Source organism: Truepera radiovictrix DSM 17093 (assembly GCF_000092425.1).
Lineage (GTDB): Bacteria > Deinococcota > Deinococci > Deinococcales > Trueperaceae > Truepera > Truepera radiovictrix.
In genome coordinates this window covers 2,736,288-2,762,982 of the sequence record NC_014221.1, presented here as the reverse complement: position 1 = coordinate 2,762,982, position 26,695 = coordinate 2,736,288, and the positions used below count along the sequence as shown (strand labels likewise).

29 protein-coding genes are annotated in these 26,695 nt (G+C 67.5%); 14 read left to right on the top strand and 15 right to left on the bottom strand.

The window, feature by feature from the left end; translation table 11 throughout:
- Positions 1 to 5: 5 nt before the first annotated feature.
- The 3 genes from TRAD_RS12640 to TRAD_RS12630 form a co-directional block, all read right to left on the bottom strand.
- Positions 6 to 437 (bottom strand): RlpA-like double-psi beta-barrel domain-containing protein, encoded by a 432-nt coding sequence (locus TRAD_RS12640; protein WP_041947293.1) that lies wholly within the window; start codon positions 435 to 437, stop codon positions 6 to 8.
- A 90-nt stretch (positions 438 to 527) separates the two neighbouring features.
- On the bottom strand, positions 528 to 725 hold the full coding sequence (locus tag TRAD_RS12635) for a hypothetical protein (RefSeq protein WP_013179004.1): 198 nt from the start codon (positions 723 to 725) through the stop codon (positions 528 to 530).
- On the bottom strand, positions 703 to 1,221 hold the full coding sequence (locus TRAD_RS12630) for an NADH-quinone oxidoreductase subunit 15 (RefSeq protein WP_013179003.1): 519 nt from the start codon (positions 1,219 to 1,221) through the stop codon (positions 703 to 705). Before TRAD_RS12630 ends, TRAD_RS12635 begins: the two co-directional genes overlap by 23 nt.
- Positions 1,222 to 1,387: 166 nt before the next feature.
- Between TRAD_RS12630 and TRAD_RS12625 the strand changes: the two genes are divergently transcribed.
- Complete coding sequence (locus TRAD_RS12625; RefSeq protein ID WP_013179002.1) at positions 1,388 to 1,708, top strand: hypothetical protein; 321 nt, start codon at positions 1,388 to 1,390, stop codon at positions 1,706 to 1,708.
- A 146-nt stretch (positions 1,709 to 1,854) separates the two neighbouring features.
- Here TRAD_RS12625 and TRAD_RS12620 read toward each other — a convergent pair whose 3' ends face one another.
- The 5 genes from TRAD_RS12620 to TRAD_RS12600 form a co-directional block, all read right to left on the bottom strand.
- Positions 1,855 to 3,051 (bottom strand): cytochrome P450, encoded by a 1,197-nt coding sequence (locus TRAD_RS12620; protein WP_013179001.1) that lies wholly within the window; start codon positions 3,049 to 3,051, stop codon positions 1,855 to 1,857.
- A gap of 121 nt (positions 3,052 to 3,172) precedes the next feature.
- The gene (locus tag TRAD_RS12615) at positions 3,173 to 3,538 is read right to left on the bottom strand and encodes a hypothetical protein (protein WP_013179000.1); all 366 of its coding nucleotides are present in this window, start codon (positions 3,536 to 3,538) and stop codon (positions 3,173 to 3,175) included.
- A 195-nt stretch (positions 3,539 to 3,733) separates the two neighbouring features.
- Positions 3,734 to 4,405 carry an HAD family hydrolase gene (locus TRAD_RS15425; protein ID WP_013178999.1) on the bottom strand — a complete coding sequence of 224 codons (672 nt, stop codon included), beginning with the start codon at positions 4,403 to 4,405 and terminating at the stop codon, positions 3,734 to 3,736.
- 6 nt (positions 4,406 to 4,411) lie between these two features.
- On the bottom strand, positions 4,412 to 5,398 hold the full coding sequence (locus tag TRAD_RS12605; protein ID WP_013178998.1) for an aldo/keto reductase: 987 nt from the start codon (positions 5,396 to 5,398) through the stop codon (positions 4,412 to 4,414).
- Positions 5,399 to 5,484: 86 nt separating this feature from the next.
- Positions 5,485 to 5,844 carry a hypothetical protein gene (locus tag TRAD_RS12600; RefSeq protein WP_013178997.1) on the bottom strand — a complete coding sequence of 120 codons (360 nt, stop codon included), beginning with the start codon at positions 5,842 to 5,844 and terminating at the stop codon, positions 5,485 to 5,487.
- Between the two features lie 370 nt (positions 5,845 to 6,214).
- Between TRAD_RS12600 and TRAD_RS12595 the strand changes: the two genes are divergently transcribed.
- The 5 genes from TRAD_RS12595 to TRAD_RS16660 all read left to right on the top strand — a co-directional run bounded on the left by TRAD_RS12595 (position 6,215) and on the right by TRAD_RS16660 (position 9,976).
- Positions 6,215 to 7,291: an SDR family NAD(P)-dependent oxidoreductase gene (locus TRAD_RS12595; protein WP_342606921.1), complete on the top strand. Its 1,077-nt coding sequence runs from the start codon at positions 6,215 to 6,217 to the stop codon at positions 7,289 to 7,291.
- On the top strand, positions 7,288 to 8,382 hold the full coding sequence (locus TRAD_RS12590) for an S-adenosylmethionine:tRNA ribosyltransferase-isomerase (protein WP_013178995.1): 1,095 nt from the start codon (positions 7,288 to 7,290) through the stop codon (positions 8,380 to 8,382). Before TRAD_RS12595 ends, TRAD_RS12590 begins: the two co-directional genes overlap by 4 nt.
- Complete coding sequence (locus TRAD_RS12585; protein WP_013178994.1) at positions 8,379 to 8,765, top strand: luciferase domain-containing protein; 387 nt, start codon at positions 8,379 to 8,381, stop codon at positions 8,763 to 8,765. Before TRAD_RS12590 ends, TRAD_RS12585 begins: the two co-directional genes overlap by 4 nt.
- Positions 8,762 to 9,007, top strand: a complete 246-nt coding sequence (locus TRAD_RS12580) for a VOC family protein (RefSeq protein WP_013178993.1) — start codon at positions 8,762 to 8,764, stop codon at positions 9,005 to 9,007. The genes TRAD_RS12585 and TRAD_RS12580 overlap by 4 nt, the downstream gene beginning before the upstream one ends.
- A 369-nt stretch (positions 9,008 to 9,376) precedes the next feature.
- Complete coding sequence (locus TRAD_RS16660; protein ID WP_013178991.1) at positions 9,377 to 9,976, top strand: response regulator transcription factor; 600 nt, start codon at positions 9,377 to 9,379, stop codon at positions 9,974 to 9,976.
- Here TRAD_RS16660 and TRAD_RS16410 read toward each other — a convergent pair.
- Complete coding sequence (locus TRAD_RS16410) at positions 9,954 to 10,103, bottom strand: hypothetical protein (RefSeq protein WP_013178990.1); 150 nt, start codon at positions 10,101 to 10,103, stop codon at positions 9,954 to 9,956. The two genes, TRAD_RS16660 and TRAD_RS16410, sit on opposite strands and share 23 nt — an antisense overlap.
- A gap of 169 nt (positions 10,104 to 10,272) precedes the next feature.
- Between TRAD_RS16410 and TRAD_RS12570 the strand changes: the two genes are divergently transcribed.
- Complete coding sequence (locus TRAD_RS12570; RefSeq protein WP_013178989.1) at positions 10,273 to 10,572, top strand: hypothetical protein; 300 nt, start codon at positions 10,273 to 10,275, stop codon at positions 10,570 to 10,572.
- Positions 10,573 to 10,638: 66 nt separating this feature from the next.
- On the opposite strand, the gene TRAD_RS16405 is transcribed toward TRAD_RS12570, so the two are convergent.
- A complete protein-coding gene (locus TRAD_RS16405; RefSeq protein WP_013178988.1) occupies positions 10,639 to 10,803 on the bottom strand; it encodes a hypothetical protein in 165 nt (54 codons plus the stop codon).
- Positions 10,804 to 11,130: 327 nt separating this feature from the next.
- Between TRAD_RS16405 and TRAD_RS12565 the strand changes: the two genes are divergently transcribed.
- Positions 11,131 to 12,384, top strand: a complete 1,254-nt coding sequence (locus tag TRAD_RS12565) for an MFS transporter (protein ID WP_185095171.1) — start codon at positions 11,131 to 11,133, stop codon at positions 12,382 to 12,384.
- On the opposite strand, the gene metH is transcribed toward TRAD_RS12565, so the two are convergent.
- From metH to TRAD_RS12550, 3 genes are all read right to left on the bottom strand, one after another.
- Positions 12,374 to 16,081 (bottom strand): methionine synthase, encoded by a 3,708-nt coding sequence (gene metH / locus TRAD_RS12560; RefSeq protein ID WP_013178986.1) that lies wholly within the window; start codon positions 16,079 to 16,081, stop codon positions 12,374 to 12,376. The two genes, TRAD_RS12565 and metH, sit on opposite strands and share 11 nt — an antisense overlap.
- Positions 16,078 to 16,872, bottom strand: a complete 795-nt coding sequence (locus TRAD_RS12555; RefSeq protein WP_013178985.1) for a methylenetetrahydrofolate reductase — start codon at positions 16,870 to 16,872, stop codon at positions 16,078 to 16,080. The genes metH and TRAD_RS12555 overlap by 4 nt, the downstream gene beginning before the upstream one ends.
- A gap of 398 nt (positions 16,873 to 17,270) precedes the next feature.
- The gene (locus TRAD_RS12550; RefSeq protein WP_013178984.1) at positions 17,271 to 18,461 is read right to left on the bottom strand and encodes a trans-sulfuration enzyme family protein; all 1,191 of its coding nucleotides are present in this window, start codon (positions 18,459 to 18,461) and stop codon (positions 17,271 to 17,273) included.
- A gap of 337 nt (positions 18,462 to 18,798) precedes the next feature.
- Between TRAD_RS12550 and glpK the strand changes: the two genes are divergently transcribed.
- From glpK to TRAD_RS12525, 5 genes are all read left to right on the top strand, one after another.
- A complete protein-coding gene (gene glpK, locus TRAD_RS12545) occupies positions 18,799 to 20,313 on the top strand; it encodes a glycerol kinase GlpK (protein ID WP_013178983.1) in 1,515 nt (504 codons plus the stop codon).
- A gap of 383 nt (positions 20,314 to 20,696) precedes the next feature.
- Positions 20,697 to 21,182, top strand: a complete 486-nt coding sequence (locus tag TRAD_RS12540) for a hypothetical protein (RefSeq protein WP_013178982.1) — start codon at positions 20,697 to 20,699, stop codon at positions 21,180 to 21,182.
- Between the two features lie 256 nt (positions 21,183 to 21,438).
- Positions 21,439 to 21,729: an IS110 family transposase gene (locus TRAD_RS12535; protein ID WP_041947291.1), complete on the top strand. Its 291-nt coding sequence runs from the start codon at positions 21,439 to 21,441 to the stop codon at positions 21,727 to 21,729.
- An 11-nt stretch (positions 21,730 to 21,740) separates the two neighbouring features.
- Entirely contained in the window at positions 21,741 to 22,436 is a 696-nt protein-coding gene (locus TRAD_RS15420; RefSeq protein WP_342606920.1) for an IS110 family RNA-guided transposase, read from the top strand.
- A gap of 324 nt (positions 22,437 to 22,760) precedes the next feature.
- Entirely contained in the window at positions 22,761 to 24,158 is a 1,398-nt protein-coding gene (locus tag TRAD_RS12525; RefSeq protein WP_013178981.1) for a S8 family peptidase, read from the top strand.
- A 55-nt stretch (positions 24,159 to 24,213) separates the two neighbouring features.
- Here TRAD_RS12525 and TRAD_RS12520 read toward each other — a convergent pair whose 3' ends face one another.
- The gene (locus TRAD_RS12520) at positions 24,214 to 24,918 is read right to left on the bottom strand and encodes a DUF2306 domain-containing protein (protein WP_049773121.1); all 705 of its coding nucleotides are present in this window, start codon (positions 24,916 to 24,918) and stop codon (positions 24,214 to 24,216) included.
- Entirely contained in the window at positions 24,915 to 25,409 is a 495-nt protein-coding gene (locus TRAD_RS12515; protein ID WP_013178979.1) for a hypothetical protein, read from the bottom strand. Before TRAD_RS12515 ends, TRAD_RS12520 begins: the two co-directional genes overlap by 4 nt.
- 122 nt (positions 25,410 to 25,531) lie before the next feature.
- Between TRAD_RS12515 and TRAD_RS12510 the strand changes: the two genes are divergently transcribed.
- On the top strand, positions 25,532 to 26,689 hold the full coding sequence (locus TRAD_RS12510; protein ID WP_013178978.1) for a sensor histidine kinase: 1,158 nt from the start codon (positions 25,532 to 25,534) through the stop codon (positions 26,687 to 26,689).
- Positions 26,690 to 26,695 lie beyond the last annotated feature (6 nt).

The window sequence follows — 26,695 nt, the reverse complement described above, 5'->3', positions numbered from 1 at the left end:
GAGCGCTAGCGCGCCGGGTAGGCGACGACCTCGAGGGTCGCCACGCACCGGCCCCACGACAGCGCCTCCTCGCGCGTCGGCATCCAGATGTCGACCTCGTTGACGCGCTCGGGGGCCATGGTGTCTTGCACCTCGAAGACCGTGCTCGTGGGGTAGCCGCCGCAGCCCTCGTCGTCCGTGCGAATCTCCACGACGCGCACCTGGGTGCCGTAGGGGAGCTGCGTCTTTAACAGGTCGCGGCTCACCGCCACGATGCCGGGCCGCACGCGCTGTCCCGTGGCGGTCACCGTGGGGTCGCCTTCGGTCTGGTCGGGGGTCGAGGCGTACGCCGTGAGGGTGACCTCGAGCGTGTGGAGCGCCTCGGGCGCGGCCTTTGCAAGGGGCGCCAGAAGCGCTAGCAGCGTCCAGCAGAGGGGGTAGAGGGGGTGACGACGCATCACGTCTCACGTCTCCTTGTCGTTCCAGCGTCTAAGCGGCGCGCTTCGCTACCGAAGGCGCGCCGCTCGCTTGGTGGTGAGCCGAGTTGCTCAAGGGGTGCCCGCGAAAGCCGCGCAGCGCACGACCGGCAGCCCCGGATACTTGGGGGTGTCGGGGTGGGCGCAGCGCACAAAGCGGCTGCCGCGGCTGCTGCGCACGAGCCGCGCGTGCGCGCACGCGCCGCAGAGCCCCCCTAGCGCCGCACGCTGCAGCTCCTCGCGGCCCTCACTCGGGGACTTGGGCGTCACTATGAAAGAGCGCGTCCGCGAGCTCGAAGAGCATCGCCTTGGTAAAGGGGCGCTTCCCCTCGGCGAGGGCGCCTTTTTGCGGGTTGTAGGTCAGCTTGCGGTAGGTGTGCGACTCAAAGGGGTGCAAGACGACCTCCTTAAAGACCGCGTGGCGCGGGCTCGCGTTGACCAAGAGCACGGGGCGCCCCTTGGGGTCGGAGAGGCTCGCGGACATGATCGTCGTCGGGAGGTCGTAGGGGCGCTCCATGCGGTAGATGTAGTCCGGAAAGTCGGCCTCTTTTTCGAAGATGGCGCCGTCGTGCGCGTCGGCGTACTCGCGCATCCACCCCAGTAGGTCGTTCCACGCTCGGTAGAAGGCGGCGTCTTGGCCCTCGGGTTGCGGCGCCCCCTCCTGCACGTGCGTCGGGCTCTCGCTCGGGACGCTCGCCGGTTTGGAGGGGCGAGAAGGGGCGTAGGGGTTTTCGGGGCTGTGGCGGCTCGAGTCGCGCTCGTTCATGGGGCTAGTTTACCTTTTGGCTTCCCTGCCAACGTGCCCTCGTGCCGGGTCGCCCTCGCGCTACTTGGCGAGCGTCAGCGGCGTGATCCTCGTCCCTGGAGCGGGTCCGCTGAGCCGTGCGCCGCCAGCGGTGTCCGCGGAGCCCTACCCTGCTACAATGCGAGCCATGACCCACTCGCCCTTGAAACGTTACCTCGTCCCCCTCGCCCCGCTCGCCTTGCTCGCCTTGGTCGCCTGTAACGACCCCTGGGACCGCCAGCAGGGGGAGCCGAAGACGTTTGTCCCGGTGATCACGCATAGCGAAGCGCACGACGCGTCGCACGGGGAAACCGACGGTGAAGCGCACGGCGAGACGCCGGCTCACGGCGAAGATGCCGCGCCCACCGGTGGGCAGGGAGAGAGCCACGGCGGGGCGCAGGGCGCAGCGCACACCGGTCAAGAGCAAGGTCACGAAGCGCCGGCGCAGGGGACCGAGGGGGGCCACTAGGTTCTTTGCGCGTTGTGTCTAACTGGTGACGGTTCGTAGCCGGTGGTCTAGGCGCTACAAGCCACCCACTAGCCACCGACCACAAGCCACCTACCCACAAGCCACCTACCCACAAGCCACGAACCACGAGCCCGCCCCGCAACCGTCTACGCGAACGTCACCCGCACCGCCTTGGGGTAGCGAAAGACGTTTTTGGGGTGGTAGCTGGGCGGGGTAGCCAGCGTCAGGCCGGGAAGGCGCGTGAGGGCGCGCAGCGCGTGTTTGAGCTCGAGCCGCGCCAAGGGCGCCCCGATGCAAAAGTGCAGCCCTAGACCGAACGCGAGGTGCGGGTTCGGGTGCCGCGTGAGGTCGAAGCGCTCGGGGTCGCGAAACACCGCCGGGTCGCGGTTGGCCGCGGCGTAAAAGAGGCAGAGCCGCGTACCGCGGGGCCAGCTGAACCCCTTGTAGCGAAGGTCTTGGCGGACGACGCGCTCGAAAAACTGCAGCGGCGTGTCGAAGCGCATCGCCTCCTCGGCGGCGCCCGCGATAAGCGCGGGGTCGGCCCGCAGCCGCTCCCAGAGGGCCGGGCGCTGCAGAAGCGCGACCATCGCGTTGCCGATGACGTTGACGACCGCCTCGTGACCGGCGTCGAGAAAGAGAATCGCGTTGGCGACGATTTCGCTCTCGCTGAGGCGTTCGGGGTCGCGCTCGTGGAGCGCCACCATCCGGCTGATCAGGTCACCCTCCTGGGCGCGCCCCCTGCGTTGCGCGATGAGAGAGCGCACGTAGTCGGCGAACGCCTGCGCCGCCGCCACCGCCGCCGCCTCCATCGCCGGCGTGCGCTCGGGCTCGAACATGCCGATGATCGCCTTTGACCAGGGCACCAGGTGATGGCGGTCGGCTTCGGGGACGCCCAGAAGCTCGGCGATGACGGTGACCGGGAGCGGTTCGGCAAAGTCGGTGAGCAGATCGGCTTCGCCCTCTGGGCGCGCCGCGAGCGCGTCTGCGAGCGCGCCTGCGAGCGCCGCGATGCGGCCCTCCAAGGCCCGCACGTGTTTGGGGGTAAAGACATCTTGGACGGCGGTGCGGATGCGGGTGTGGTCGGGGGGCTCGAGCTCTAAGAGCGAACCCTGCTGCACCGCGTCGAAGGGGGCGTGAGCGGGGTTGACGCTCACCCGCACGTTGTCGAGCACCCGCCCCAAACGCCGGTCGCGCAGGAGGGCGCTGACGTCCTCGTAGCGGGTGAGCACCCACTTGCCCCAGGGCTCGTAAAAAAAGATCGGCGCCTCCTCACGGAGCCGCGCGTAGGTGGGGTAGGGGTTGTCCAGAAAAGTGGCGTCGGTCGGGTTGAAGTGGGGCGTCATACCCCACTTTAGAACCTGACGGCGCGCCCTAGGCTCTTAGGGGCTGCTCGGTGTTCGGGCCGCTAGACGTTGGTACGCCGGTGCTCGTGGCGGGGGCGCGCTGCGGCGCCCCGAGACGGCGTTACGGCGCTGGGGGCGGTTGGCGCACGTCCTGCAGCTGGTGCTGCCTGCGGGGGCGCACCTCGCGCAAGATCTCCACCAAAAACGCCTGACTCGCACCCAAGAAGAGGGCGCTCACCGTCCAGCTCACCCACCGCAGCGGGTTGAGGATGAGCTGGTTCATGCCGAGCGTGATGACCGTTGGGTTGTACCCCCACGCCATAATGAAGTAGGCGCCCAGCAAGATGAAAAGAAAGCTGATCGTGCGCACGCTCCAGTAGGACGCGAGCACCCGGGTGGGCACCCACGGTTTGACAAAGCGTTCGACCAGCAAAAAGCCGATAAAGCAGAGAAACAGGAAAAGCAGCGTGGCGAGAATGATACCCATCGTGACCTCCTCCAAAGAGACTATGGTAGTAGTTTAGCCTTAGGCCGCAAGCAGCGCTGCAAACTCCCGAGCGGTGGCCCTAAAGGTTCGTGGAACGGGCTGTGCGGGCCGCCGTGGGCGTAGACGGGGGGTGCAGACGGGTGGACGCCGTGAAGTGTTGGTGCTCGCAGCAAAGAGCAGAGTGCCGGCGCGCCCTCACCCTTCGAGACGTGTCGTGGGCGCTTCTAAAAACTTGTGCAAGGCGAAAAGATCGGGCACGGCGTCGAAGCCCTCACCCCCATCACCCCCCACGTAAACCGCCCGCATGCCGTAAACGAGCGCCCCCTCGATATCCGCGTGCAGATCGTCGCCGACCATCAGGGTTTCCTCGGGTCGACGCTCCAACCCCGTACACGCGAGGTCGAAGAGGCGCGGGTGCGGTTTGCGCACCCCCACGTCACGGTCGCCTGAGATCAGGATGGTACGAAAAAACGCCTCGAGCCCAACCGCTCGCACCGCCGCGCGCTGCATGTCTTCGGGACCGTTGGTAACGAGCGCCAAGGGGACGCGCTGCGCGCACATGGCGAGCACCTCGCGGGCACCCGGCCGCAGCGCCACCTGGGCGGCGTACGCCGCTACCGCCCGCGTGGCGACCTCCTCGATGTCTGGCGGAGGGCGCTGCTCGAGCCCCGCTAGGGTCGCCTCAAGGGCGCTGCGAAGCGTTACCGCCCCCTCGGCGCGCAGGTGCTGCGACAGGCTCTCCCCGAAGCCGCGCATGTCGCACTGCGTCAAGCTTAGCTCTGCGCGCAGCCCCGCCACGAAGGCCGCGAAGTCCCCCGTGTAGTGCGCGAGCGTCCCGTCAAAGTCGAAGCAGATCGCCCTTGTCACGAGCTTTCACCAGCGGTGGTGGACCTGATCGTAGAGGTAGCGGTCGTAGACCTCCCTGGCGCGCCGCATCACGTCCTCGGGTAGGGGTGCGAGGGTGGCCGCTGCCGCGTTGTCGGCCACCTGCTCGGGGTTTTTGCCGCCGGGGATCGCGCAGCTCACCGCGTCAAACATGAGAATCCAGCGCAGGGCAAACTGGGCCATCGTAGCGCCTTCGGGGACGAGCGGCCGAAGTTCGTCCACGGCCTGCAGCCCGGTGTCAAAGTCCACCCCCGAAAAGGTCTCGCCGCGGTCGAACGCCTCGCCGTGGCGGTTGTACTGACGGTGGTCGCTGGCGCTAAAGCTGCGCTCCCGGGTCATCTTGCCGCTGAGGAGCCCGCTCGCCAAGGGCACGCGCGCGAGGACGCCGACGTCTCTCGCTTGCGCCTCGCGGAAAAACAGCTCGGCGGGGCGCTGGCGAAAGACGTTGAAGATGATCTGCACCGTGGCCACACCGGGGTAGAGGATGGCTTTCAGCGCCTCCTCGACCTTTTCAACCGAGACGCCGTAGTGCCGGATCAGCCCCTCACGCTTTAGCTCGTCGAGCGCCCCGAAGACCTCCGGGCGGTAGTACACCTCGGTCGGCGGGCAGTGAAGCTGCACGAGGTCGAGCGCGTCGGTCTCCAGGTTTTGAAGGCTCCGCTCGATAAACCCCCGCAGGTTCTCCTTCGTGTAACCGTCCGCGGTGTGAGGATGCAGGCGCCGCCCCGCTTTGGTGGCGATGTAGAGCTCCCCGTCGCCCCGTTCGCGTTTGAGGCGGGCCAAGAGGCGCTCGCTGCGCCCGTCGCCGTAGACGTCGGCGGTGTCGAAAAAGTTGATCCCCTCGTCGACCGCGCGGTGCAGCGCCGCCATGGCGTCCTCTTCGGCGACCTCACCCCAATCCGCCCCGATGGCCCAAGCCCCGAAGCTGATCGCGGAGACCTGCCAGCCCGTTTTGCCAAGCCTGTGGTAGTGCATCGCGCCTCCTTCATGGCGAGTGAGCGTGTGGGCGTGCGGCACCCCAAAAAAGCGCGCCGAAGCCTGCACCTCGGCGCGCGGTCTCTTTAAAGCTCGACGACCTGGGTGCGGCCCAACTCGTCGCCGTGGGTGCGAAAGCCCTTGTCCTTGGCGAGGTGCTTGCCGTAACCTGCCGAGGCCACCAGGCTCTGGTAGTAGCTTTTGACCGCCGCCTCGAACGCCTGCCGGTCGAGCTTGACCGGTTCGCCGTGAAAGGCCAGTGCCCCGACGGTGATCTCGTCGGTCTGGTGCGTGCCGTGGGCGGGTTCCTCGACGTTCACGTAGAGGTCTTTGTGGGTTTCGCCGTCCGCCTCGAGGTCGAAGTAGACCCTCGAGACCGAACGCTCGTCGTCGCTACCAAACTCCACGGCGTCCTGCACGACCCGGCGAAAGATAATGGTGGCCACACGCTCCCCCTTTCATGCCGAAGCTTAGCAGATGCACCCGAAGCGCAGATAGCGTGCGGCGTCGCTTTTGGGCGGGGCCGGTAGCACCTGACGTCGAGCGGTTCTCAAGCGTTTCTTAGGGGCAACACACCTCTACACACCTCTAGGTCTTTGGACCGATGCCTCGGGGCGGCAGCGCCCCTAACCTGAAGGCTAAGGCGAGGCAGCGGGTCGGCACTCAGCACCACGAGTAGCGCGAAGCACTCCGGGGCTGGGCCCGTAACCGGGAAGCGGCGGCCGCTGGTGCATTGAGGAGGTGATGACAGGTAGCGTGCGCGTCAACGCTTTGCAGCCGCAGAAAGATCCGCTGGTGTGAGCTACCTGTCACGTCATGCTCGAGTACTTTCTCGCCCGCCTCCACGTTGACGAGCTGCGCAGGGAAGCGCAGGGGGCCCGCGGGGGTGTGCGCGCTACCGCCCCTCTGTCGCGCAGAACCTGTGCGTCAGAGCTACACGTCCAACCTACACGTCAAAGGAGACGAGACCGCATGACCCCTATGAACAATGTAACTACTGGCTCAGGGATAGCGTCCCACCAGGCGGCGACCCAAACTGCCCTCGTCACCGGCGCTAGCCGCGGTTTGGGGGCGACTTTGGCCGAGTTTCTGGCCGCGCAGGGTTACGCGCTCGTCCTGACCGCGCGCGGCCCCGAAGCTTTAGCGGAGGTCGCCGCGCACGTACGGCGCCACGGCCATCCCGTCACCGCCATCCCCGGCGATGTGAACGACCCACGTCACCGCCGCGCCCTGGTGGGGGCGGCGCACGGCGGTCTAAACCTGCTCATCAACAACGCCTCCGACTTGGGCCCCAGTCCGCTGCCGGAGCTGGCGCACTACCCTTTGGAGGCGTTGGAGGCGGTTTTCAAGACGAACGTGTGTGCGCCCCTAGGGCTCATTCAGGAGGCGCTGCCGCGGCTTATGCGGGGTGGCCTCATCATCAACCTTTCGTCGGACGCGGCCGTGGGCGGTTATCCGGGGTGGGGCGGCTACGGCGCTGCGAAAGCGGCGTTGGACCTGCTGACCCGCACGCTCGCGGCGGAGCTGCGAGGCAGGGGCGTGGGCGCGGTGAGCGTCGACCCCGGCGACATGCGCACGCAGATGCACGAGCGCGCCTTTCCCGGCGAGGACATTTCGGGCCGTCCGCTCCCCGAGGTGACGCTGCCCTTTTGGGCGTGGCTCTTAGGGCAGGACCCGCTTTCGGTCTCCGGCGAACGCTTTCTGGCGCAGGGGGACACCTGGACGCTTAGGTTGCCGGCCCAGCCGGGGCGCCCGGAGGCGCTGACCTCAAGGTTACCGGCATCGCCGGGGCGCCCGGAGGCGCTGACCTCAAGGTTACCGGCATCGCCGGGGCGCCCGGAGGCGCTGACCTCGCCGGAGCGCGCCCAGAAAGCCCTTCGGGAGGCCGTATGAGCCTCACCTTAAGCGACCTTACCTTTGAGCGCCCGGAGCACCTCCAGGCGACCGAACCGCCGGAGCAAAGGGGGGTCCCCCGGGACGCCGTGCGCCTTCTCGTCAGCACCCCCGAGGGGCATCACGGCAGCTGCTTCGCCAACCTCGCCAACTTCTTGGAGCCGGGCGACCTGCTGGTCGTCAACCGTAGCGCCACCTTGCCCGCGAGCCTCCCCGCGGAAGGGGGCTTCGGCTCCTTCGTGCTGAACCTCGCGACGCGCTATGGCCGCGGTCCAAACGCTGAGACGTGGCTCGCCGAACCGCGCTGGAGCTTCGCCGAACCTGGACCGCTGCCGCTGGCGCTAGGGGACGTGGTGACGGCCGGCGGGCTCCGCGCTACCCTCGTGCACCCCTATCCCGGTCTGCCTAGGCTCTGGTTCGTGCGCTTCGACGGGGACGTAGGGGCGGCGATGCAGCGCCTCGGCGCCCCCATCCGCTACGGCTACGTGGCGAGGGCGTACCCGCTCGCCACCTATCAGACCCTCTTCGCCGACGCCCCCGGCAGCGCCGAGATGCCCTCGGCCGCGCGGCCCTTCTCCAAGCGGGTGCTGCGCTGCTTGGCGGCCAGAGGGGTCGGGGTGGCGCGCATCACGCTGCACACGGGCGTAAGCAGCCTCGAGGTCACCGAGTATAAGGCTGCTCGGCACCCGCTGCCCCCCGAACCCTTCGAGGTGCCCCCGGAGACCGCCGACGCCGTGCGTGAAACGAAGGCGGCGGGGGGGCGGGTGATCGCCGTGGGTACGACCGTGGTGAGGGCTTTGGAGTCGGCCTGGGACGGCACGATGAAGCCCGCGCGGGGCTTTACGCGCCTCTACCTCCATCCGGGTCGCGCCGTAAACGTTGTGGATGGGCTTCTGACCGGCTTTCACGACCCTAAAGCGAGCCACCTCGCCATGCTCTACGCCGTTGCGGGTCAGGCGCTGGTGCGGGGTGCCTACGCCGAAGCGGTGCGGGAGGGGTACTTGTGGCACGAGTTCGGCGACAGCCACCTGATCCTGCCCCGCTCAGGCGAGCACCCGTCCATGTTGCGTCCATCGGAGGGGCCAGCGTGAAAAGCAGCGAACGCATCGACAGCGCCGTGAGCCGTTGGAAAGGGGTCACGGCGCACCCGCACCGCTTCGGTGGCACCGCATACCGCTTGGGTACGCGCGAGCTGGGGTACCACCACGGCGAGCACCTGGTCGACATCCCCTTTCCCAAACGGGTGCGCGATGGGCTTTTGGCGAGCTCGGTTACGGGCCCAGCCCGTGCGCCCAGTGGCGCTGACCGTGGGGCAGCGCAGGCGCACCACGTGCTGACTGAAAGTGGGTGGGTAAGCATCTATCTGCGTAGGCCGGAAGACGTCGGGCGAGCGGTCGCCTTGCTGCGCCGCGCCTATGAGCTGGCGACCGCGCAGGCCGAGCGGCGAGCCGCGCGTGGAGGAGAGACGAGGTGACTCGGCTTCAGCACCTTGCGCTTAAGGCAAGCGCCTTAGAGGCGGCGCGCACCTTCTACTTGGAGTGGCTCGAGCTTCCGGCACGTTGCGACGCCGCGTCCGGGCACCTGTGGGTAACCTTCGCGGACGGTTTCGTGCTGCGTTTCGACCGCACCCATGAAGCGGTAGACCCTACGGCGGTGCGGTACCTGGGGCTCGAGCTGGGGAGCTTCGGGGCCGTGACCGGATGCACCGCCAGCTGAGCCCTCGGGTGCCCATCGAGCGCGACCTGAGGGAGGCGTACCGCAATGCAGGGGGCCCTCACGGGTTTTTCGTGCTGGACCCCAGCGGCTACCGCGTCAAGATCTTCCGGTATAACGCGGCGCGTGGCCAGGGGGCGCAAGCAGGCTGACGTTTGAGGAGCTGTGACCTTTCGAGCGACCCAGAAGCGCATCTAGGGGCGCTACACTGCACCACATGGAGGCCGTAAGAGAGATGCCCCTCGAGCGCCGCTTGGGCGAACTCTCGACCCTTAACGCCATCGGCGAGGTGCTCAACCGGGAGCCGGACTTTGAGCGGGCGCTCTCCGAAGCGCTCCGCGAGCTCGTCGCGCTGCTCGGTTTGAGCGCGGGGTGGGTTTTTTGTCGTGCGTTTCGCAGGGCGACCGTCACCGCGGGGGCTTTTCGCTGGCCGCCGCCACGGGGCTCCCACCCGCTTTGGCGAGGGAGAACAGCGCCCCGCTCTGCCGCGGCGGTTGCGACTGCCAGTGGCGGTTTCGGGAGGGGCGGCTCGACGCGGGGGTCAACATCGTGCACTGCAGCCGTCTAGAGGCGGCCACGGGGGACAAGGCGGGGCTCGAGCTGCACGCCAGCATCCCGCTCTTGGGCCGCGTAGGGCCGGTCGGCGTCCTCAACCTCGCCGCCCCCGGGAGCGAGCGCTTCGACCCGCAGACGCTCGCCTTCTTGACGGCCGTGGGGCGGCAGCTCGGCACGGCTTTCGCGCGCGCCGCCCTGCTGCGCGCGCGCGAGGTGCTCGGCCTGCTCGCCGAAGGGCTTGTCAACAAAGCCATCGCCGCCCGCCTTGGCGTCGCCGAGAAAACGGTCAAGACGCACGCGAGCAGCGTGCTCAGCAAGTTGGGGTGGCGTGACCGCGTGCAGGCGGCGCTCTACGCGCGGTCGCGGCGCCTACAACCGAGAGTGCCGGCGTGCGTTACCTCAGGAGGCGCCGCATAAGCTGCTGCACGACCCCTCCGCGGACGCGCCGCCCACCGTAGCGCCCGACGCCGCGCCGCGCGGCGCGAAAGCCGCGGGTGAGGACAAAGAGTTTGAGAGCGGTTCGTAAAAAGCGGTTGAGCTTCACCGTGCCTCCTAAGGGCTTTGCGTAGGCTTGGCCTATGGCGACACTCTACGCTAGACGCGCGCCTCTAGGGCGCTGCGGCGCGACCTACAGCAGCGCGGCGCATGATCGCCGGTACCCTCTCGGGACGTGCGTGCTCACTGGCGCTTTTTAAGGTGAGCGCGTCGCCGACATGAGCCCAGCGCCGAAACAGGGCGAAGGGGGGGCGCGCTGCGAGCTGTGCGGCAGGGAGCAGCCGCTCACCTTCCACCACCTCATCCCCAAGCGCAACCACCGCAAGGGGGCGTTTCAGCGGCGCTTCTCCAAAGAGGAGATGCGGCGGCGCGGGTTGATGCTCTGCCGCTTGTGCCACCGTCAGCTGCATAAGACCTTCTCGGAGCGCGAGCTCGGTTTGACGCTCAACACCAAAGAGGCGATCCTCGAGCACCCCGAGGTGCAGCGGTTTTTGGCGTGGGCCAGAAAGCAGCGTTGAGCGGGGGGCGCGATGACGACGCGCCCCCCGCTCGAGCCTCGCGGTGCCGCTAGCTAGGACGGCCAGCTAACGCTCCAGGGTTCTGCGAAAGCGCCGCCTAAACCGGTACACGACGTCTTGCTCCCGCGTCCTCGCTTGACCGAGCGGTCCGTACGCGCGCCGGTCGCCGCGTACGGCGCGGTGGGCGCGGTACGCCTCAAAACCCGTTCTCGCGACCTCTCGAAAGTTCACCGTGACCTCCTCTAGGGTGACGTGTCGTGTGCCCCTCGCCGCTGGGGGTGCGCCGCGAGCGGCGCGCCTACCGGAAGCGCGGCACTGCGACTACCCGCAACGAGTCGGGGCGCTCCTTGTTGTTTAGGCCTTTAGGATAGCGCGGCTCGCCGCGCGGCGGCGTGTGCTGGTACGCAAAACGTACACAGCTCTCGGGGGCGGCGACCGAACGCCGAGCCCCCCTGCCGTCAGGCGGGGCGCTTTCCGCGCCCACCCCGCCCATTCCCCTAAGTCTGCAGGGGCTCGCGCGCGACATCGTGGGCGCGCTGCGGCGGTATGCTCGGCTCTATGTCGTGGCAGCGCACCCTCTACATCATGGTCTTCGCGCAGCTCACCTCGTCGGTCGGGTTCTCCATCATGTTCCCCTTTCTGCCCCGCTACGTGGCGTTTTTGGGCTCGAGCACGGGGCTGAGTCTCGAGCTTCTGGCGGCGCTCGTCTTTTCCGCCCAGGCGCTCACCATGACCATCGCCTCGCCCATCTGGGGGGCGGTCTCAGACCGCGTCGGGCGCAAACCGATGGTCGAGCGCGCGGCCTATAGCGGCGCCGTGACGCTCGCGCTGATGGCGTTCGTGCCGAACGCCGAAGCCTTGGTGCTGCTGCGGGCGCTGCAGGGCTTTTTGACCGGCACCGTCTCGGCGGGCAACGCGCTGGTCGCCGCGAGCGCCCCCCGCGAACGGGTGGGCTACGCCATGGGGCTTTTGCAGCTCGGGCTCGGGAGCGGCGTCGCGATCGGCCCCTTTATCGGCGGGCTGCTCTCGGACGCTTTTGGCTACCGCACGGCGTTTCTAGTGACCGCCGCGCTGCTCGCGCTCTCCGGGCTCTTGGTCACCTTCGGGGTGCGCGAAACCTTCGTGCGCCCCCCTAAAAAGGCTAGAAGCGGCGTCCTCCGCGGTTGGGGGCGCATCCTGCGCGCGCCGCAGGTGGGGACGCTCTACAGCCTGAGCTTTCTCAACTGGCTCGGCCGCAACATGCTGACCCCTATCCTGCCGCTCTTTATCGCCACGCTCCCCCTCGCGGCGGGCGGGGCAAACACCACCATCGGCCTTATCGTGGGCGTCGCGGCGGCGACGGGGACGGTAAGCGCCATCTATCTGGGGCGCCTCGGCGACCGGCTCGGGCACCGCTGGATCCTCATCCTCTGCGCCTCGGCGGCGGCGCTGCTCTACCTGCCGCAGAGCCTGGTGACGCAGGTGTGGCAGCTCTTGGTGTTGCAGGCCTTGACGGGCGTCGCGGTCGGCGGGATGACCCCGGCGATCGCGGCGCTTTTGGCCCGCTACACCGAGCCGGGCGCCGAAGGGGTGGTCTACGGGCTCGACAACGCCATCGTCTCGGCCTCGCGCACCGTCGCGCCGCTCTTGGGGGCGGCCGTGGTCGAGCTCGTGCGCGTCGGGGGGCCGCGTTTGGGGTGGGGGCTAAGTTTCGACGACGCCTACCGCAGCATCTTTGTGGTCACCAGCGGCTTTTTCCTCCTCGCGGCGCTTTTGGCGCTCGTGCGGTTGCCGTTAGCAAAGCCGCAGCAACCCGTCCGGGCTAGGGAGTAGGCGCTAGGACCTCCGGCTCGGCCTCTTGGGGGGCGCTCGGGTCGTAGGCGAGGTTCGGCGCGAGCCACCTCTCGACCTCCCGCAGCGCCGCCCCCTTGCGCGCCGCGTAGTCCGCGACCTGGTCGCGCCCGAGTTTGCCGACGCCGAAGTAGCGCGCCTCGGGGTGGGCGAAGTAGAGACCCGACACGGCCGCGCCGGGGTGCATGGCGAAGCTTTCGGTGAGGCGCACGCCCGCTAGGGTTTCTGCGTCCAAGAGCCCGAAGAGGGTCGCCTTTTCAGTGTGGTCGGGCTGCGCCGGGTAGCCCGGGGCGGGGCGGATGCCGCGGTAGCGCTCGCGGATGAGGTCGTCGTTCGTGAGCGCTTCGTCCGGCGCGTACCCCCACAGCTCGCGCCGGACGCGCTCGTGGAGCCTTTCGGCGAACGCCTCGGCGAGCCGGTCAGCGAGGGCTTTGACCAAGATCGCGCTGTAGTCGTCGTGCTGACGCTCGTAGGCGGCGGCGAGCGCCTCCGCCCCGTGGATGGCGACCGCGAACCCCCCCACGTAGTCGCGCTCGCCTTTGGGCGCGACGAAGTCGGCGAGCGCGAGGTTCGGCTGCCCCTCGCGTTTGCCCCCCTGTTGGCGCAGGGTGTGGAGCACCGCGCGCACCTCCGTGCGGCGCTCGTCCATGTAGAGCTCGATGTCGTCGCCGACGCGCGCTGCCGGGAAGAAGCCGACCACCCCGCGGGCCCGCAACTTCTCACCTGCCACCAGCTCGCCAAGCGTGGTTTGCGCGTCCTCGAAGAGCCGCCGCGCCGCCTCGCCGACCACGGGGTCGTCGAGGATGTGGGGGTAGCGCCCCGAGAGCTCCCACGCGAGGAAAAAGGGCGTCCAGTCGATGTAGGCGACGAGCTCCGAGAGCGGGTAGTCGTCGAAGGCGCGCACGCCCAGAAAGCTGGGGGGGGTCGGGGCGTAGGTCAGCCGCGGCGCGTTCGCGCGCGCCTGCGCCAAGGGGATGAGCTGCCGCCCGAGCTGCCGCCTTTCGTGCTGGCGCCGCAGCTCGGCGTACTGCGCGCGCACCTCCGCGTGCAGTTTGGGGCGCTCGGTGGCGCTCGCCGCGCGCGCGGCCACCCCGACGCTCCTCGAGGCGTCCAGGACGTGCACCGTCAGCCCGCTGTACTGCGGGGCGATCTTCACCGCCGTGTGCACCCGGCTCGTCGTCGCCCCGCCGATAAGGAGCGGGGTGCGGCTGCCGCGGCGCTCCAAGGCGCGCGCGACCTCCACCATCTCGTCGAGCGACGGCGTGATGAGCCCCGAGAGCCCGATGACGTCGACGTTTTCCCTTTCGGCCGTCTCTAGGATTTTCTCGGTGGGCACCATCACCCCGAGGTCCAGAACCTCGAAGCCGTTGCAGGCCAGAACCACCCCGACGATGTTTTTGCCGATGTCGTGCACGTCGCCCTTGACGGTCGCGAGCAGGACCTTGCCGGCGCTCGTTCTCTCGCCAGCCTTTTCGGCCTCCAGGTAAGGCGTTAAGTACGCCACCGCCCGCTTCATCACCCGCGCGCTCTTGACGACTTGCGGCAAAAACATCTTGCCGCTCCCGAAAAGGTCGCCGACGACGTTCATCCCGGCCATGAGAGGCCCCTCGATGACCGCTAGGGGGCTCCCGAGACGCTGCCGCGCCTCCTCGGTGTCGGCTTCGATAAAGTCCGTGACGCCCTTGACGAGCGCGTGCTCGAGCCGCTTCTCGACCCCCTGCGCCCGCCACGCCTCGTCCTTGGCCCCCTTTTGGTCACCCCCCTTGACCGACGCGGCGAAGGCCAAAAGCCGTTCGGTGGCGTCCGGGCGGCGGTCCAAGAGAACGTCCTCGACGTGCTCTAGGAGGTCTTTGGGGATCTGTTCGTAGACCTCCAGCATGGCCGGGTTGACGATGCCCATATCCATCCCCGCCTGCCGCGCGTGGTAGAGAAAAGCCGCGTGCATCGCCTCGCGCACCCGGGTGTTGCCCCGAAAAGAGAACGAGACGTTAGACACCCCGCCCGAGACGAGCGCCCCCGGCAGGTGCTCTTTGATCCAGCGGGTCGCGCGGAAAAAGTCCAGCGCGTAGCGGTTGTGCCCCTCGATGCCGGTGGCGACGGGGAAGATGTTGGGGTCGAAGATGATGTCCTGGGGGGGGAAGCCCACCTCGTGGACCAGGATGCGGTAGGCCCGCGCGCAGATCTCGATGCGCCTCTCGAAGGTGTCCGCTTGGCCCCGCTCGTCAAAGGCCATCACCACGACCGCCGCGCCGTAGCGCCGGACCCGCGCCGCCTGTTCGCGAAAGACCGCCTCGCCCTCTTTAAGCGAGAGCGAGTTGACGATGCCCTTGCCCTGCAGGCGTTTGAGGCCCGACTCCAGAACCTCGAACTTCGACGCGTCGAGCATCACCGGGACGCGGGCGATGTCGGGTTCGGCGGCGACGAGGTTGAGAAAGCGCACCATCGCGCGCTCCGCGTCGAGCATCGCCTCGTCCATGTTGACGTCGATGATCTGCGCGCCGCCCTCGACCTGCTCGCGCGCCACCGAGAGCGCCTCGTCGAAGCGTTCCTCGCGAATCAGGCGCAAAAACTTCTTCGAGCCGGTGACGTTGGTGCGCTCGCCGACGTTGACGAAGTTGCTGTCACTGCGCAGCACGAGCGGCTCGAGCCCGGCGAACGCGCTCAGGGGGGGCAGCTCGGGCGGCACGCGCGGCGGCACCCCGGCGGCGGCCTCGGCGAACGCCGCGATGTGCTCGGGCGTGGTGCCGCAGCAGCCGCCGATGAGGTTGACCCAGCCCTCGTTGAGCCACGCCGCCATAGTCCGCTGCATCGACGCGGGCGTCTCGTCGTAGCCGCCGAAGGCGTTCGGCAGCCCGGCGTTGGGGTAGACGCTGGTGTAAAGCCCCGTCAGCCGCGAGAGCTCGGCGACGTAAGGCCCCAGCTCCTTGGGCCCGAGCGCGCAGTTGAGGCCCACGGACAAGAGCGGCGCGTGCGAGACGGAGATCAAAAACGCCTCTAAGGTCTGCCCTGAGAGCGTCCGCCCCGAAGCGTCGGTGATGGTCCCCGAGACCATCAGCGGGAGCTGCACGCCGACGTCCTCAAAAACTGATTCGGCAGCAAAGAGCGCCGCTTTGCAGTTGAGCGTGTCGAACACCGTCTCGATCAAGATGATGTCGGCGCCGCCCTCTAAAAGTCCGCGCACCTGCTCGTAGTAGCTCGCGACCAGGGTGTCGAAGTCGACCGCCCGGAAGCCGGGGTTGTTGACGTCCGGCGACATGCTCGCGGTGCGGTTCGTCGGCCCCAAGGCCCCGGCGACGAAGCGCGGTTTGTCGGGCGTGGAAAGAGCGTCGGCGGCGCGGCGGGCGAGGCGGGCGGCCTGGACGTTGAGCTCATAGAGGACCTCGTCGACGCCGTACTCGCTCATACCGACCCGGGTGGCGCTAAAGGTGTTCGTCTCGATGATGTCGGCGCCGGCCTCGAGGTAAGCGCGGTGAATCCCCTCGATCAGCTCGGGCTGCGTCAGCGTCAGAAGGTCGTTGGCGCCCCTCAGGGGCCGGTCGTGGTTCCGAAAGCGCGCGCCGCGAAAGTCGGCTTCCGTAAGATTGTGGCGCTGGATCATCGTCCCCATGGCGCCGTCTAAGACCAGGACGCGGCGTTTGAGGGCCTCTTGTAAGGCGGCTGCGGAGGCCTTGCGCTTCATACCGCCCCCACGCCCAGGCGCTGCGGCGTCAGCACGCCCCCCAAAAAGTCCTCCAAACGGCTTTTAATCGGCATGAAGTAGAGGTTGCTGCGGGTCTGCCGCGCAAACTCGAGCGCCCGCGCCGCGAAGTCGCGGCTCCAGGCGAGCGTCGGCGCGAAGTCGGCGGGGAAGATCGCGCGGTTGCGGGTCTGCCAGTACCCCAGCGAGCGCGCCGTGGTCACCGTCGTCACGCCCCAGTAGAGGGTGACGCCGGGGAGCAGCTCGCGGTAGACGTGCATGAGCCTGAGGTCGAAAAAGGGTTGGGTAAAGAGGCCGCTCGCGCCGGCCTCGAGCTTTTCAAGCGCGTAGTCACGTTCTCTGACGAACGACTGGCGGTAGGGGTCGAGGGCGGCGTAGACCGTGACGTGCGGTAGCGCCGCCTTGATCGCTCGGATGAGCTGCACGCTAGACGTGGGGTAGACCGCGTAGCGCATGTCGGCCGGGGGGTCGCCCGCGACCACCAACACCTCGTGGAGCTCGGCCTCGTCGAGGTGCCTCAGGAGGGGCCTGAGGTCTTTGAGGTCGGTGGCGACCGCCCGCAGGTGCGGGATGGCGCGGCGCACGCACCGCTGGGCCGCCGCGCAGGCGTCCGTGCTGCGCAGCGCGAAGCGCGTGAGGTCGGGGATGTTGACGGTGTCCACGAAGGGAAAGCGCGCCCGGATGGTCTCGAGCTCTGCGGCCAAGCCTTCGAGGCTGCGGGCGACGAGTTCGATGGAGACGCGGGGGGTGTAGTCGGGTTGCAGGTAAGACAAAAGGCCCTCCTCGAAAGCTGCAGAAGCGCGGTTTCCCGCCCTTCTCATCAGTCCAGCAGGGTCATCGTGGCCGTGCGCTGGCCGGCAGGGGCGCCCGATTAGATGAAAGCGGGCCGCTGCAACCTCTGACCGAGCCCGTGCAAGCGGGGCGCTTCGGTCGGGCGCTCCGTGTGGTGGGTAGGTGTGGGCTCGGGGTTTCGGGCCGGATCCCTCGGTTGCGGTGCTCGAGCGCGGGCGCTCGAGCCTCTATTCTCACCCTCTCGTGAGCGCGCGTCAATGGGTCGGCTAACGCCACCCCGGCGTTCGGCCGAGAGGGCGGCTTTAGCGTCACCTGCTGCGCCGCCCTCACACCCGTGAGCCCAAAACGGGCGCGCCCGCCGCGGGGGCTCAAGAGGGGGCTAGACCGCGACGCTTTCGGCGAGCTTGTCGAGGCTCCTCAAGAGGTCGTCACAGAGGTCGCGCGGGTCTTCGATACCGACCGAGAGCCGCACCAAGCCGTCCGTGATCCCTTGGCGCTCGCGGGTCTCGGCGTCTAAAAGCTGGTGCGTGGTGCTCGCGGGGTGCGTGGCGAGCGATTCGACGTCGCCCAAAGACACCGCCTGGGTAAAGAGCGTCAGGCCGTCTAAAAAGCGCTCCGCCGCCTGCAGCCCCCCGCGCAGCTCGAGCGACACCATCCCGCCGAAGTGGCGCATCTGCTTGCGGGCGACCTCGTGACCGGGGTGCTCGGGGAGGCCGGGGTAGAAGACCCGCGCCACGGCCGGATGCCCCCGGAGCGCCTCGGCGACCCTCGCGGCGCCCGCGCAGTGCGCCTCCATGCGGAGCGCGAGCGTTTTGGTGCCGCGCAGGAGCAAAAAGCTCTCCCACGGCCCCAGACAACCGCCGACGTGCCGCAGGCCTTCGCTGCGCACCTCGGCGAGCAGCGCGGCGGGGCCGGCGAGCACGCCGCCGATGGCGTCGCCGTGACCGCCCAGGTACTTGGTGGCCGAGTGGAGCGCGAAGGTCAGGCCGTGCTCCAAAGGCCGCGTCAGGTAGGGGGTGGCGAAGGTGTTGTCGGCGACGGTGAGCACCTCGCGCCCGGCGGTGAGGCGAGCGACCTCGGCGAGGTCGATAAGCTTCAGGGTCGGGTTGGTCGGCGTCTCGAGGTAGACCATGCGCGTGCGTTCGCTTAGAGCCGCCGCTAGCTCCCGCTCGCTCGCGAGCTCGGTGACGCGCACGCCAAAGGGCGCCAGGACGTCGTGGAAGAACCCCTCGGTGCCGCCATAGAGGGGGCCGATAAAGAGGAGTTCGTCGCCGGGGCGCAAAAAGGTGAGCGTGAGCGCGGCGACTGCCGCCATCCCGCTCGAAAACGCGAGGGCGTCTTCGGCCCCCTCGAGGTCGGCGAGCTTGCGTTCAAACGCGCGGGTCGTCGGGTTGGCGATGCGGCCGTACAGGTAACCCTCCTCCTCGCCTGCGAAGAGCCGCCGGCCGCGCGCGAACGAACCGTAGGCAAACGTCGAGGTCTGGTAGACAGGCGGGGCGTGCGCGCCGGTCACGGGGTCGGGTTCGTGACCGCTATGGACCGCACGGGTCGCAAAACGTCGTTGGGTCATGGTCTATTACAGCAAAACGGCGCGCCCTCTAGGCGTCGCGGCGGCGCGTAGGGGTACACGGGGCGCGGCTCGAGGCTGCGGCAGCCGAGAACAGCCCGCGGGTTGGCGACCACGAGGCGCGCGTCCCTCTACGCGTCCATCTAGGTGGCGGGCCCGGGGGCGACTCCGGTCTGCTATATGATCCAGATCACGCGCGATCCGGTGGCGAGGGCGATGGAACAGGCGTTTTATGGCACACGGGGCCGCGGGGAGCGCTCGATGTTGCGTACAGGTCGCGCTTTCTACGCGTGATTCACGAGCTACGTGGTCGACAAGATCGTCACGAGGAGGCAAGATCATGGCCAAGCACATTGCAGCGATCGACCAGGGAACGACCAGCACGCGCTGTATGATCTTCGATCACGGTGGCAACGTGATCGCATCAGACCAGCGCGAGCACGGGCAGATCTTTCCGCAGTCGGGGTGGGTGGAGCACGACCCCCTGGAGATCTGGCAGCGCGCGCAGAGCGTGGTTGTTGCCGCGCTCGAGAAGGCGCAGCTCAACCGCACCGACCTGGCGGCGGTCGGCATCACCAATCAGCGTGAAACCGCGGTCGTGTGGGACCGCAAGACGGGCGAACCGGTCTACAACGCGATCGTCTGGCAAGATACGCGCACCGATCAGCTGATTCGCCGCCTGGCCCGCGACGGCGGCCAGGACCGTTTCCGCGCCAAGGTCGGCCTGCCGCTAGCGACCTACTTCTCAGGCCCTAAAATCCGCTGGATCTTGGACAACGTCGCGGGAGCGCGTGAGCGCGCCGAGGCCGGCGACCTGCTCTTCGGCAACATCGACACCTGGTTGATCTGGAACCTGACGGGCGGGGTCGATGGTGGCGTGCACGTGACCGACATCTCCAACGCCAGCCGCACCATGCTGATGAATCTCGAAACGCTCGACTGGGACGCGGAGATCATGGAGGTCATGGGGGTGCCGCGCGCCATGCTCCCCGAGATTCGTTCGTCGAGCGAGGTGTACGGCGAGTGCCGCGGCGCTTTGCAAGGTGTACCGCTGGCCGGTGACCTCGGCGACCAGCAGGCGGCGACCGTCGGCCAAACCTGCTTCGAGGTCGGGGAATCGAAAAACACCTACGGTACGGGCAACTTCATGCTCATCAACACCGGGGAGAAGCTGGTGCACTCCAAGAGCGGCCTGCTGACGACGCCCGCTTACAAGTTCGGGGACAACCCGACGGTGTGGGCGCTCGAGGGGTCGATCGCCGTGACCGGTTCGCTGGTGCAGTGGCTGCGCGACAACCTCAACCTGATCAGCAGCGCGCCCGAGGTCGAAGACCTCGCCCGCAAGGTCGACGACAACGGGGGGATGTTTATCGTACCGGCGTTTTCCGGCCTGTTCGCACCCTACTGGCGCAGCGACGCGCGCGGCGTCATGGTCGGTCTCACGCGCTACATCAACAAAAACCACATCGCCCGCGCCGCGCTCGAAGCGACCGCGTACCAAACCCGCGAGGTGCTGGACGCGATGCAGCAAGACTCGGGGGTCGAGCTCAAAGAGCTCAAGGTCGACGGCGGCATGGTGTACAACGACCTGCTGATGCAGTTTCAGGCCGACATCCTGGGCGTACCGGTGGTGCGTCCGAAGGTCGCCGAGACGACGGCGCTCGGCGCGGCGTACGCTGCTGGCCTAGCGACGGGCTACTGGAAGAACACCGACGATATGCGCGCCAACTGGGCCATGGACAAGCGTTGGGAGCCGCGTATGAGCGAAGATCAGCGCGAGGCGCTCTACGCCGGTTGGAAAAAAGCCGTGACGCGTACCTTCGATTGGCTCGAGAGCACACAAAACGGGGTTTGAAGGATGTTAGCAGTGTAGTGCGTTGCCGGATACACCTTGCGCGGGGTGCCCCCGGCGCTGGTCTCTGCCCTCGTTCGCCGACCGCTTAGACCCGTGCGCCACCGTGAGCGATCAGCTCGTGACGCTCCTGCCCGGTGAGCGAACCGTTTTGCGCGTGCATAGTAGCGAGCCGTTGGATGGCGGCGCGCTGCAAAGACCGCCCGTGCTGTGGTGCGTCAACGCGGCGCTGCGGGGCGCGGCGAGGGACCGCTCGAGATCCTGAGGGGGCGGGCGTTTTTGGGTGGCGAGGCGCTCACGCGCCAACACCCAGAAAACGCCTCCCACACCGCGCTCATGTCGCCTGATACCTTATTATTTAAGGCACTCTAGTGTATACTAATGGCATGGCACAGATCCTCCAGGACCACCCCCCGCAAGGCGCCTCCAGCACCCAACCCCAGGACTACCCGCACTACCTCTCCCAGCTCGGCGCGATCCACGCGCTGCGCGACGAGCTCGAGCTCACCCCGCAGCAGTACCGGCGCTTGTTGCAGCGCCTCACGGGTTCGACCAGCGCAAAATACATGACCCCCGAGGAGCGCGAGCGGCTCATCGCGTTTCTCGTGCTGCACCGCGACCTGAGCGACCTCGCGGCGCGGACGCAAGCGGCTTTGGAGCACCTCAACGCGTCTTTTGGCCTCGTCGGCGGCGAGGTGGCGATGGCCAAGGAGGTCTATCTGAACGGCGACTTCTTGACCCGGACGCAGGCCTCTTTGGAGAGCATCATCGCCATGATGCGTACCCGCTACGGCGACGACGCGCGGCTCGTGTGCGCCTCCGAAGAGCGCGAGGTCGACGAGACGTCCCTCAAGCTCGAGTTCGTCGCCTAAGCCGAACTAACCCTGCCATGAGCAGCGGCCGTACGGTTGAGGGGGTAACGCTCAAAAAGCAGCAACAGGTCCTTGTATGTTGAACGAGGGCCGGGGTAAGGCCGCAATAGACCCAGAACCTCGAGTTCGTGCATAGAGATCGGCCCACCCCTTCTCCCTGCCTGTCACACCGAACAAGTATCCTGACCTTCGAGGTCGCATCGGCAAGGCTGGTTACAGGAGGGTAAGGAGGGAACCTCAGCTCAGAGGAGGGAAGATGCTCACCTATGTTGGGGTTGATGTGGCTAAGGAAAGCCTTGAGGTAGCGGCTCTCTCAGGGGATGGGGAGATTTTACGGGTTCAGTTGGGCAACGATGAGGCCGCCCACCAAGCGCTCGTGAGCTGGCTGGGGAAGTATGAGTTGTGCCAGGTCGTGTGTGAAGCGACGGGCAGCTACCATCAGCGCCTGGTCAAGCACCTTCAGGCTTGCGGCGTATGGGTGAGCGTCATCAACCCTGCCCAGGCTCGGGACTACGCTAAAAGCCAGCGCCAGCATAGGGGTCACTAGACCCGACCCTAGTGGGTCTGCTATGCCGTAACAAAACTGACGCTGTGGACGCTCTCCTGCTGGCCCAGTACGGCAGAGAACGTGAGCCCGAGCAAGCACCCCCTCCGGTTGGCGTGCAGCAGTCGCTGGCTCGTGAACTCGAAGCACTGAGCCACGACCTAACCCGCCTGAAGAACCGGCTTGAGGCCGCCCAGGCTGGCGTGACCCACCCTCAAGTGGTCACCTCGCTCAGACGGCGTATCGAAGCTCTGGAGAAAGAGAAACAAGCTCTAGAGGACGAACTCAAAGGCGACCTCGAGCAGGAAAAGCCTCAAGAACTTAGACTCCTACAGAGCATTCCTGGCATGGGTACACGAACGGCCTGTTTACTTCTCGCTGAGTTAGGCGACCCTTTGCGCTTTGCCACCGCCCGTAGCCTGGTGGCCTATGCTGGCCTTACCCCCGAGCGCTGTGAGTCGGGTTCAAGTCTCCACAAACAGAGCCACATCAGTCGTCTGGGCTCGGCACACGTGCGTCGTCTTCTCTACATGCCCGCTCTCAGCGGGTTGCGCTACAACCCGCTGCTTAAGGCGTTCTTCGAGCGCCTAGTCGCTAGGGGCAAAGCTAGAAAGGCTGCGCTGGTCGCCTGCATGGCGAAGCTGCTGCGCATCACCTATGGGGTGTTGCACTCTGGGCGGCCCTTCGACCCTGCCCACGCCAGGGCTTGACATTCATCACAGTATCTCTAGCGTTACCAGTGCCAGCTTTTGAAAAAGTGCTGTCGTTTGGATGAGGTAAAGGTGAGAACACAGCTTTTGCTGTCGACTTTTCGCCTTACCTACCATCTCCTTAGCTTTCATGATTTACCCATACTAAAGTACAACACTTTTCCTGGTGCCAGAGCGGTTTTAGAGCCGATGGTACGGTCACCTACACTCTCGCGCGTCCGGCCGCATGAGCTTCGCAAGCGGTCGCGTTCGTCCGGTGAGGGTATGACCTTCAAGTGCCTGCCGGGTAGCACTTGGAGAGACCGTCCAGGAGAGGGACCCTACATGATAAAACGCTTTTCGCTTTATCCAGCGCTACTCGCGCTCGCGCTGCTGATCGCTGCGTGTAGCACCGATCAGCCCATGCTCGAGCCGCAGGCCGAGGCGGCCCAAGGCGAGCGCTATTTGGTCGTCTTCCGGCAGAACGAGACGCCGGCAGGTGCGTTGCGGGCGCTCGAGGCGCACGGCCAGGTGGTGCGCACGCTGCCTCAGGTAGGTGTCGCCGTGATGGTCTCCGACGACCCAGCGTTCGTCGCCAAAGCGTCGCGTGTGAGTAACGTCCAGGAGGTCGGGGTTGCGCCCGCCTTCGCCGTGCCCGAAACGCCGAGCGCCGCCGTGCAGGAGGCGCCCACGGGAGCGGACACCCTCTACAACCAGGGGCTGCTCTGGGGGATCGACCGCGTTCACGCGCCGCAGGCGTGGGAAGCCGGGATCACCGGTTCGCACGACACCGTGGTCGCGGTGATCGACACCGGGATCGCGACCAACCACCCCGACCTGAAGGAGAACATCGTCTACACCGACTGCCACACCTCGGCCGGGAGCAAAGCCGAGGGGGCGTGCACCGCCTACCCCGCCTACAGCGATCACGGTACCCACGTTGCCGGTACGGTCGCCGCTGTGTTTGACGGGGGCGAGGTGGTCGGCGTCGGACCCAACTTGGGTCTGGCGGGCTACAACGTCTTCGAACCGATCCCCGGCTGCGGCGTCTGCGCCTTTTCGGACTCCCGCTGGGCCGCGATGATCGACGCCGCCGAACGCGGCTTCGAGGTCATCAACATGAGCCTGGGCAGCATGGGGCGGCGCGGTGGTCAGGGCACGCAGGACCTCAACGCCTTTATCCGGGCGGAAAACCGCGTGGCGCGCTTTGTGCAGCGCGAGGGGACGATCATGATCGCCTCGGCGGGCAATTCGGCGACCGACCTCAACGGCCAGCCGATCAACCTCCCCGGCGGCATCCCCGGCATCGTCAACGTGTCCGCGACGGGTATCCGCCCCGAGCCGCGCTTTCCGCAGCCGGGCGCGTTTGATGTGCTGGCCTTCTACAGCAACTACGGCGCCTCGATCACCCTCGCCGCCCCCGGCGGCGACTGCGGCATCGACGGTTCTTGCGACCCGGCGACCCGTCCGGCCGACTGGTTTGAGCACCTGGTGCTGAGCACGACGGTCGCCCCCAACCTCACCTGCGCCGCGACCGAGAGCTGTGCGGTCGGCTACGGTTGGAAGGCGGGCACCAGCATGGCCGCGCCGCACGTCGCCGGGGTAGCCGGGTTGGTGATGGACCAGCATCCGAACCTGAGCCCGAACCAGGTCGAGGCGCGCCTCAAGCGCACCGCCGACCGGGTGGGCAACCCGCAGGGCTTTGGCGCGGGGATCGTCAACGCCTTTAACGCCGCGCGCTAAGCGCTAGGGGAGGGGCGAACCCTCCCCCTTTTGCAAGCTTTAACGTTCGAGCGGTTCACGCCTTAGCCTTCCCAACTCGGGGGCGGGCGCTGAACCGCTTTTTGTAGTGCCCGATCCACACCCCGATGAGCGGCCCCCCTACGAGCGCGGGAGCGATCCAGACGGTCCACTCGAGCCCCGAAGGCAGCCTCGGACCCACGGTCTGCACCATAAAGGCCGTGACGGCCGCAACGTACGAGCCCAGCATCCGGTCCATGTGGTAGAACCACCACCAGTTCGGGTCCGCAGGGGGCTGCCGGAAGCTCGTCAGGTCGCTCCAGGCTTCGCGCCCCAAAAGGGTGCCGAAGCCGACCCCCAGAAACGAGAAGGCGGTCGGTATAGCGCTCTCCCAGACGTCTAGAAGCGTCAGCGCACCCCAGGCGATAAAGCCGACGCCCGCCGCGAGCGCGACCCACGCGCCGCCCCAATCGAGCCAGGTCGCTCCTTGCTCGGCTTGGGGGCGTTTGCGGGAGAGGACGCGGTACCCGGAGAACGCTCCGTAGAAGCTCAGCACGGAGATGATCAGCAGAAACACGTTGGGGCGGACCGCCAGGAGGCCGAGCGCGGTGACGAAAAGAACGGCCATCGCCCAGAAGTACACCCGGCCCCCCAGCCGGTGCGCACGCCCCCCTTTGCGCGTCGCCATCGCCACGGGTGCCAATACGAGCGCGAAGATGCCTGCCACGACGTGCAGGAGCACGAGCGCTGTCTCAAGCATCACCGTTCCCCTCTAAAGAGCAGGTACGCGCCGAAGCCGACCAGCGCGAGCGGCCACGCATACGAGAGCCCCTCCAGGATGCGCGCCCCTACCCCGGCGCTGAGGAGGAGGCCGCCGATCACCGTCATCACCAGCGCGGGGATGAGCGCCCAGGTGAGCTTCTCGTCGCCGAAACGTGAGGACAGGGCGAACACCCCTACCCACCCGAGCGCGAACGAGAGCAGAAAGACGCCCCCCTCGGCCTCGTCGGATAAAACCGGTGCGAGCGGCAAAGCCTCCACGAGAAACGCGCCCAGCCCGATCCCGGCCAGGATGCCGCCGGGGATGAACCAGGCCGACTCGCGGCGCAGGAGACCCACGGCGATCAGCAGGGCGCTGAGTAGGGGCAGGGTAAGTACGCCGGTATCCATAAGGCGAGCGAGCAGAAAGAAGACGCCGAGGACGATCAGCACGAGGCCGATGGGCACGACTTCGCAAGCTTTGGCGTGCAGCATGGAAACCTCCTGGACGAGACTCTAGCGGGGCGATCGGGCGGCGCGCATGTGCGAAAGGTCATCTCCAGAAGCCATGACTTTCGGCAGGGGTGACCCCGCAAGGCGTCCTCTATACTGCGCGTATGCCCAGCGCGCGCTCCGCCCTCCCCGTCGAGGTTTTGTCGCAGGTTGCGGGCTACATCACCTGGCTTGCGGTCGGGGTGCCGATGGCGCTCGAGCCCGCCCAGGGTCCAGCGTGGCTCTCCGTGCTCTGGGGGGGCTGTTTCGTGGGTTTCGGCGCCCTTTTCGCGCTGATCAACGCGCCGCGCCTCGACCCGTGGGTTCACCGCGTCCACCTCCTGCCCCTCTCGCTCATGACGCTGTGCAGCTTGGGGGTGATCGGCTTCGGACCCGGTTACTGGCTGGGCGGCATTTTACTGATCATCGTGGCGAGCTACGCGGCGCACCTTCTGTCCTTGCCGCACGCCGCGCTCTGGGTGCTGGGGCAGACCGTGGCGATGGGGGCGCTTTTCCTGGCGACGGGTGAGACCGTCCCGGCGCTCGTCCAGGCGGCGCTCTATCTAGGGTTTCAGTCCTTCGCCCTCTTTACCAGCCACGCGGCGCTGAGCGAAGCCCGCGCCCGCGAGGCGCTCGCTCGGGTCAACGCCGAACTGCGGGCCACCCAGGCGCTCTTAAGCGAGAGCTCGCGCGTCGCGGAGCGCCTCAGGATCGCGCGGGAGCTGCACGACCTCATCGGCCATCACCTGACGGCCTTAAGCCTCAACCTCGAGGTCGCCAGCTTTGTGCTCGAAGCTCAGGGAGAGAGCAAGGCTTTGGCGCACGTGAGAACCTCCCAGTCGCTCGCTAAGGGTCTCCTGGGTGACGTGCGCGAGGTCGTGAGCGAGGTGCGCGCGGGCAGCAGCTTAGACCTCGCCGGGGCGCTGCGCACGCTGATTCAAGGCATCCCCGACCTCCGCATCCACTTAGACGTTCCCGAGGACTTGAGCGTGGACGACCCGCAGCGGGCGCAGGTGGTGCTGCGCTGCGTTCAGGAGGTCGTGACGAATACCGTGCGGCACGCGGGCGCCCGGAACCTCTGGGTAAGGGTCGCGCGCACGGAGCGCGGGCTGACCCTCTCGGCTCGCGACGACGGCGGGGGGGCGCACGCGCTGGGCCGCGGCAACGGCCTCACGGGGATGGGGGAGCGCCTAGAAGGCCTGGGCGGGCGGCTCGAGCTGCACCCGAATCCGGGCCGGGGGTTTTCGCTCGAGGCGTGGCTGCCGCTCGGCCTGACGGGTTGAGGCGCG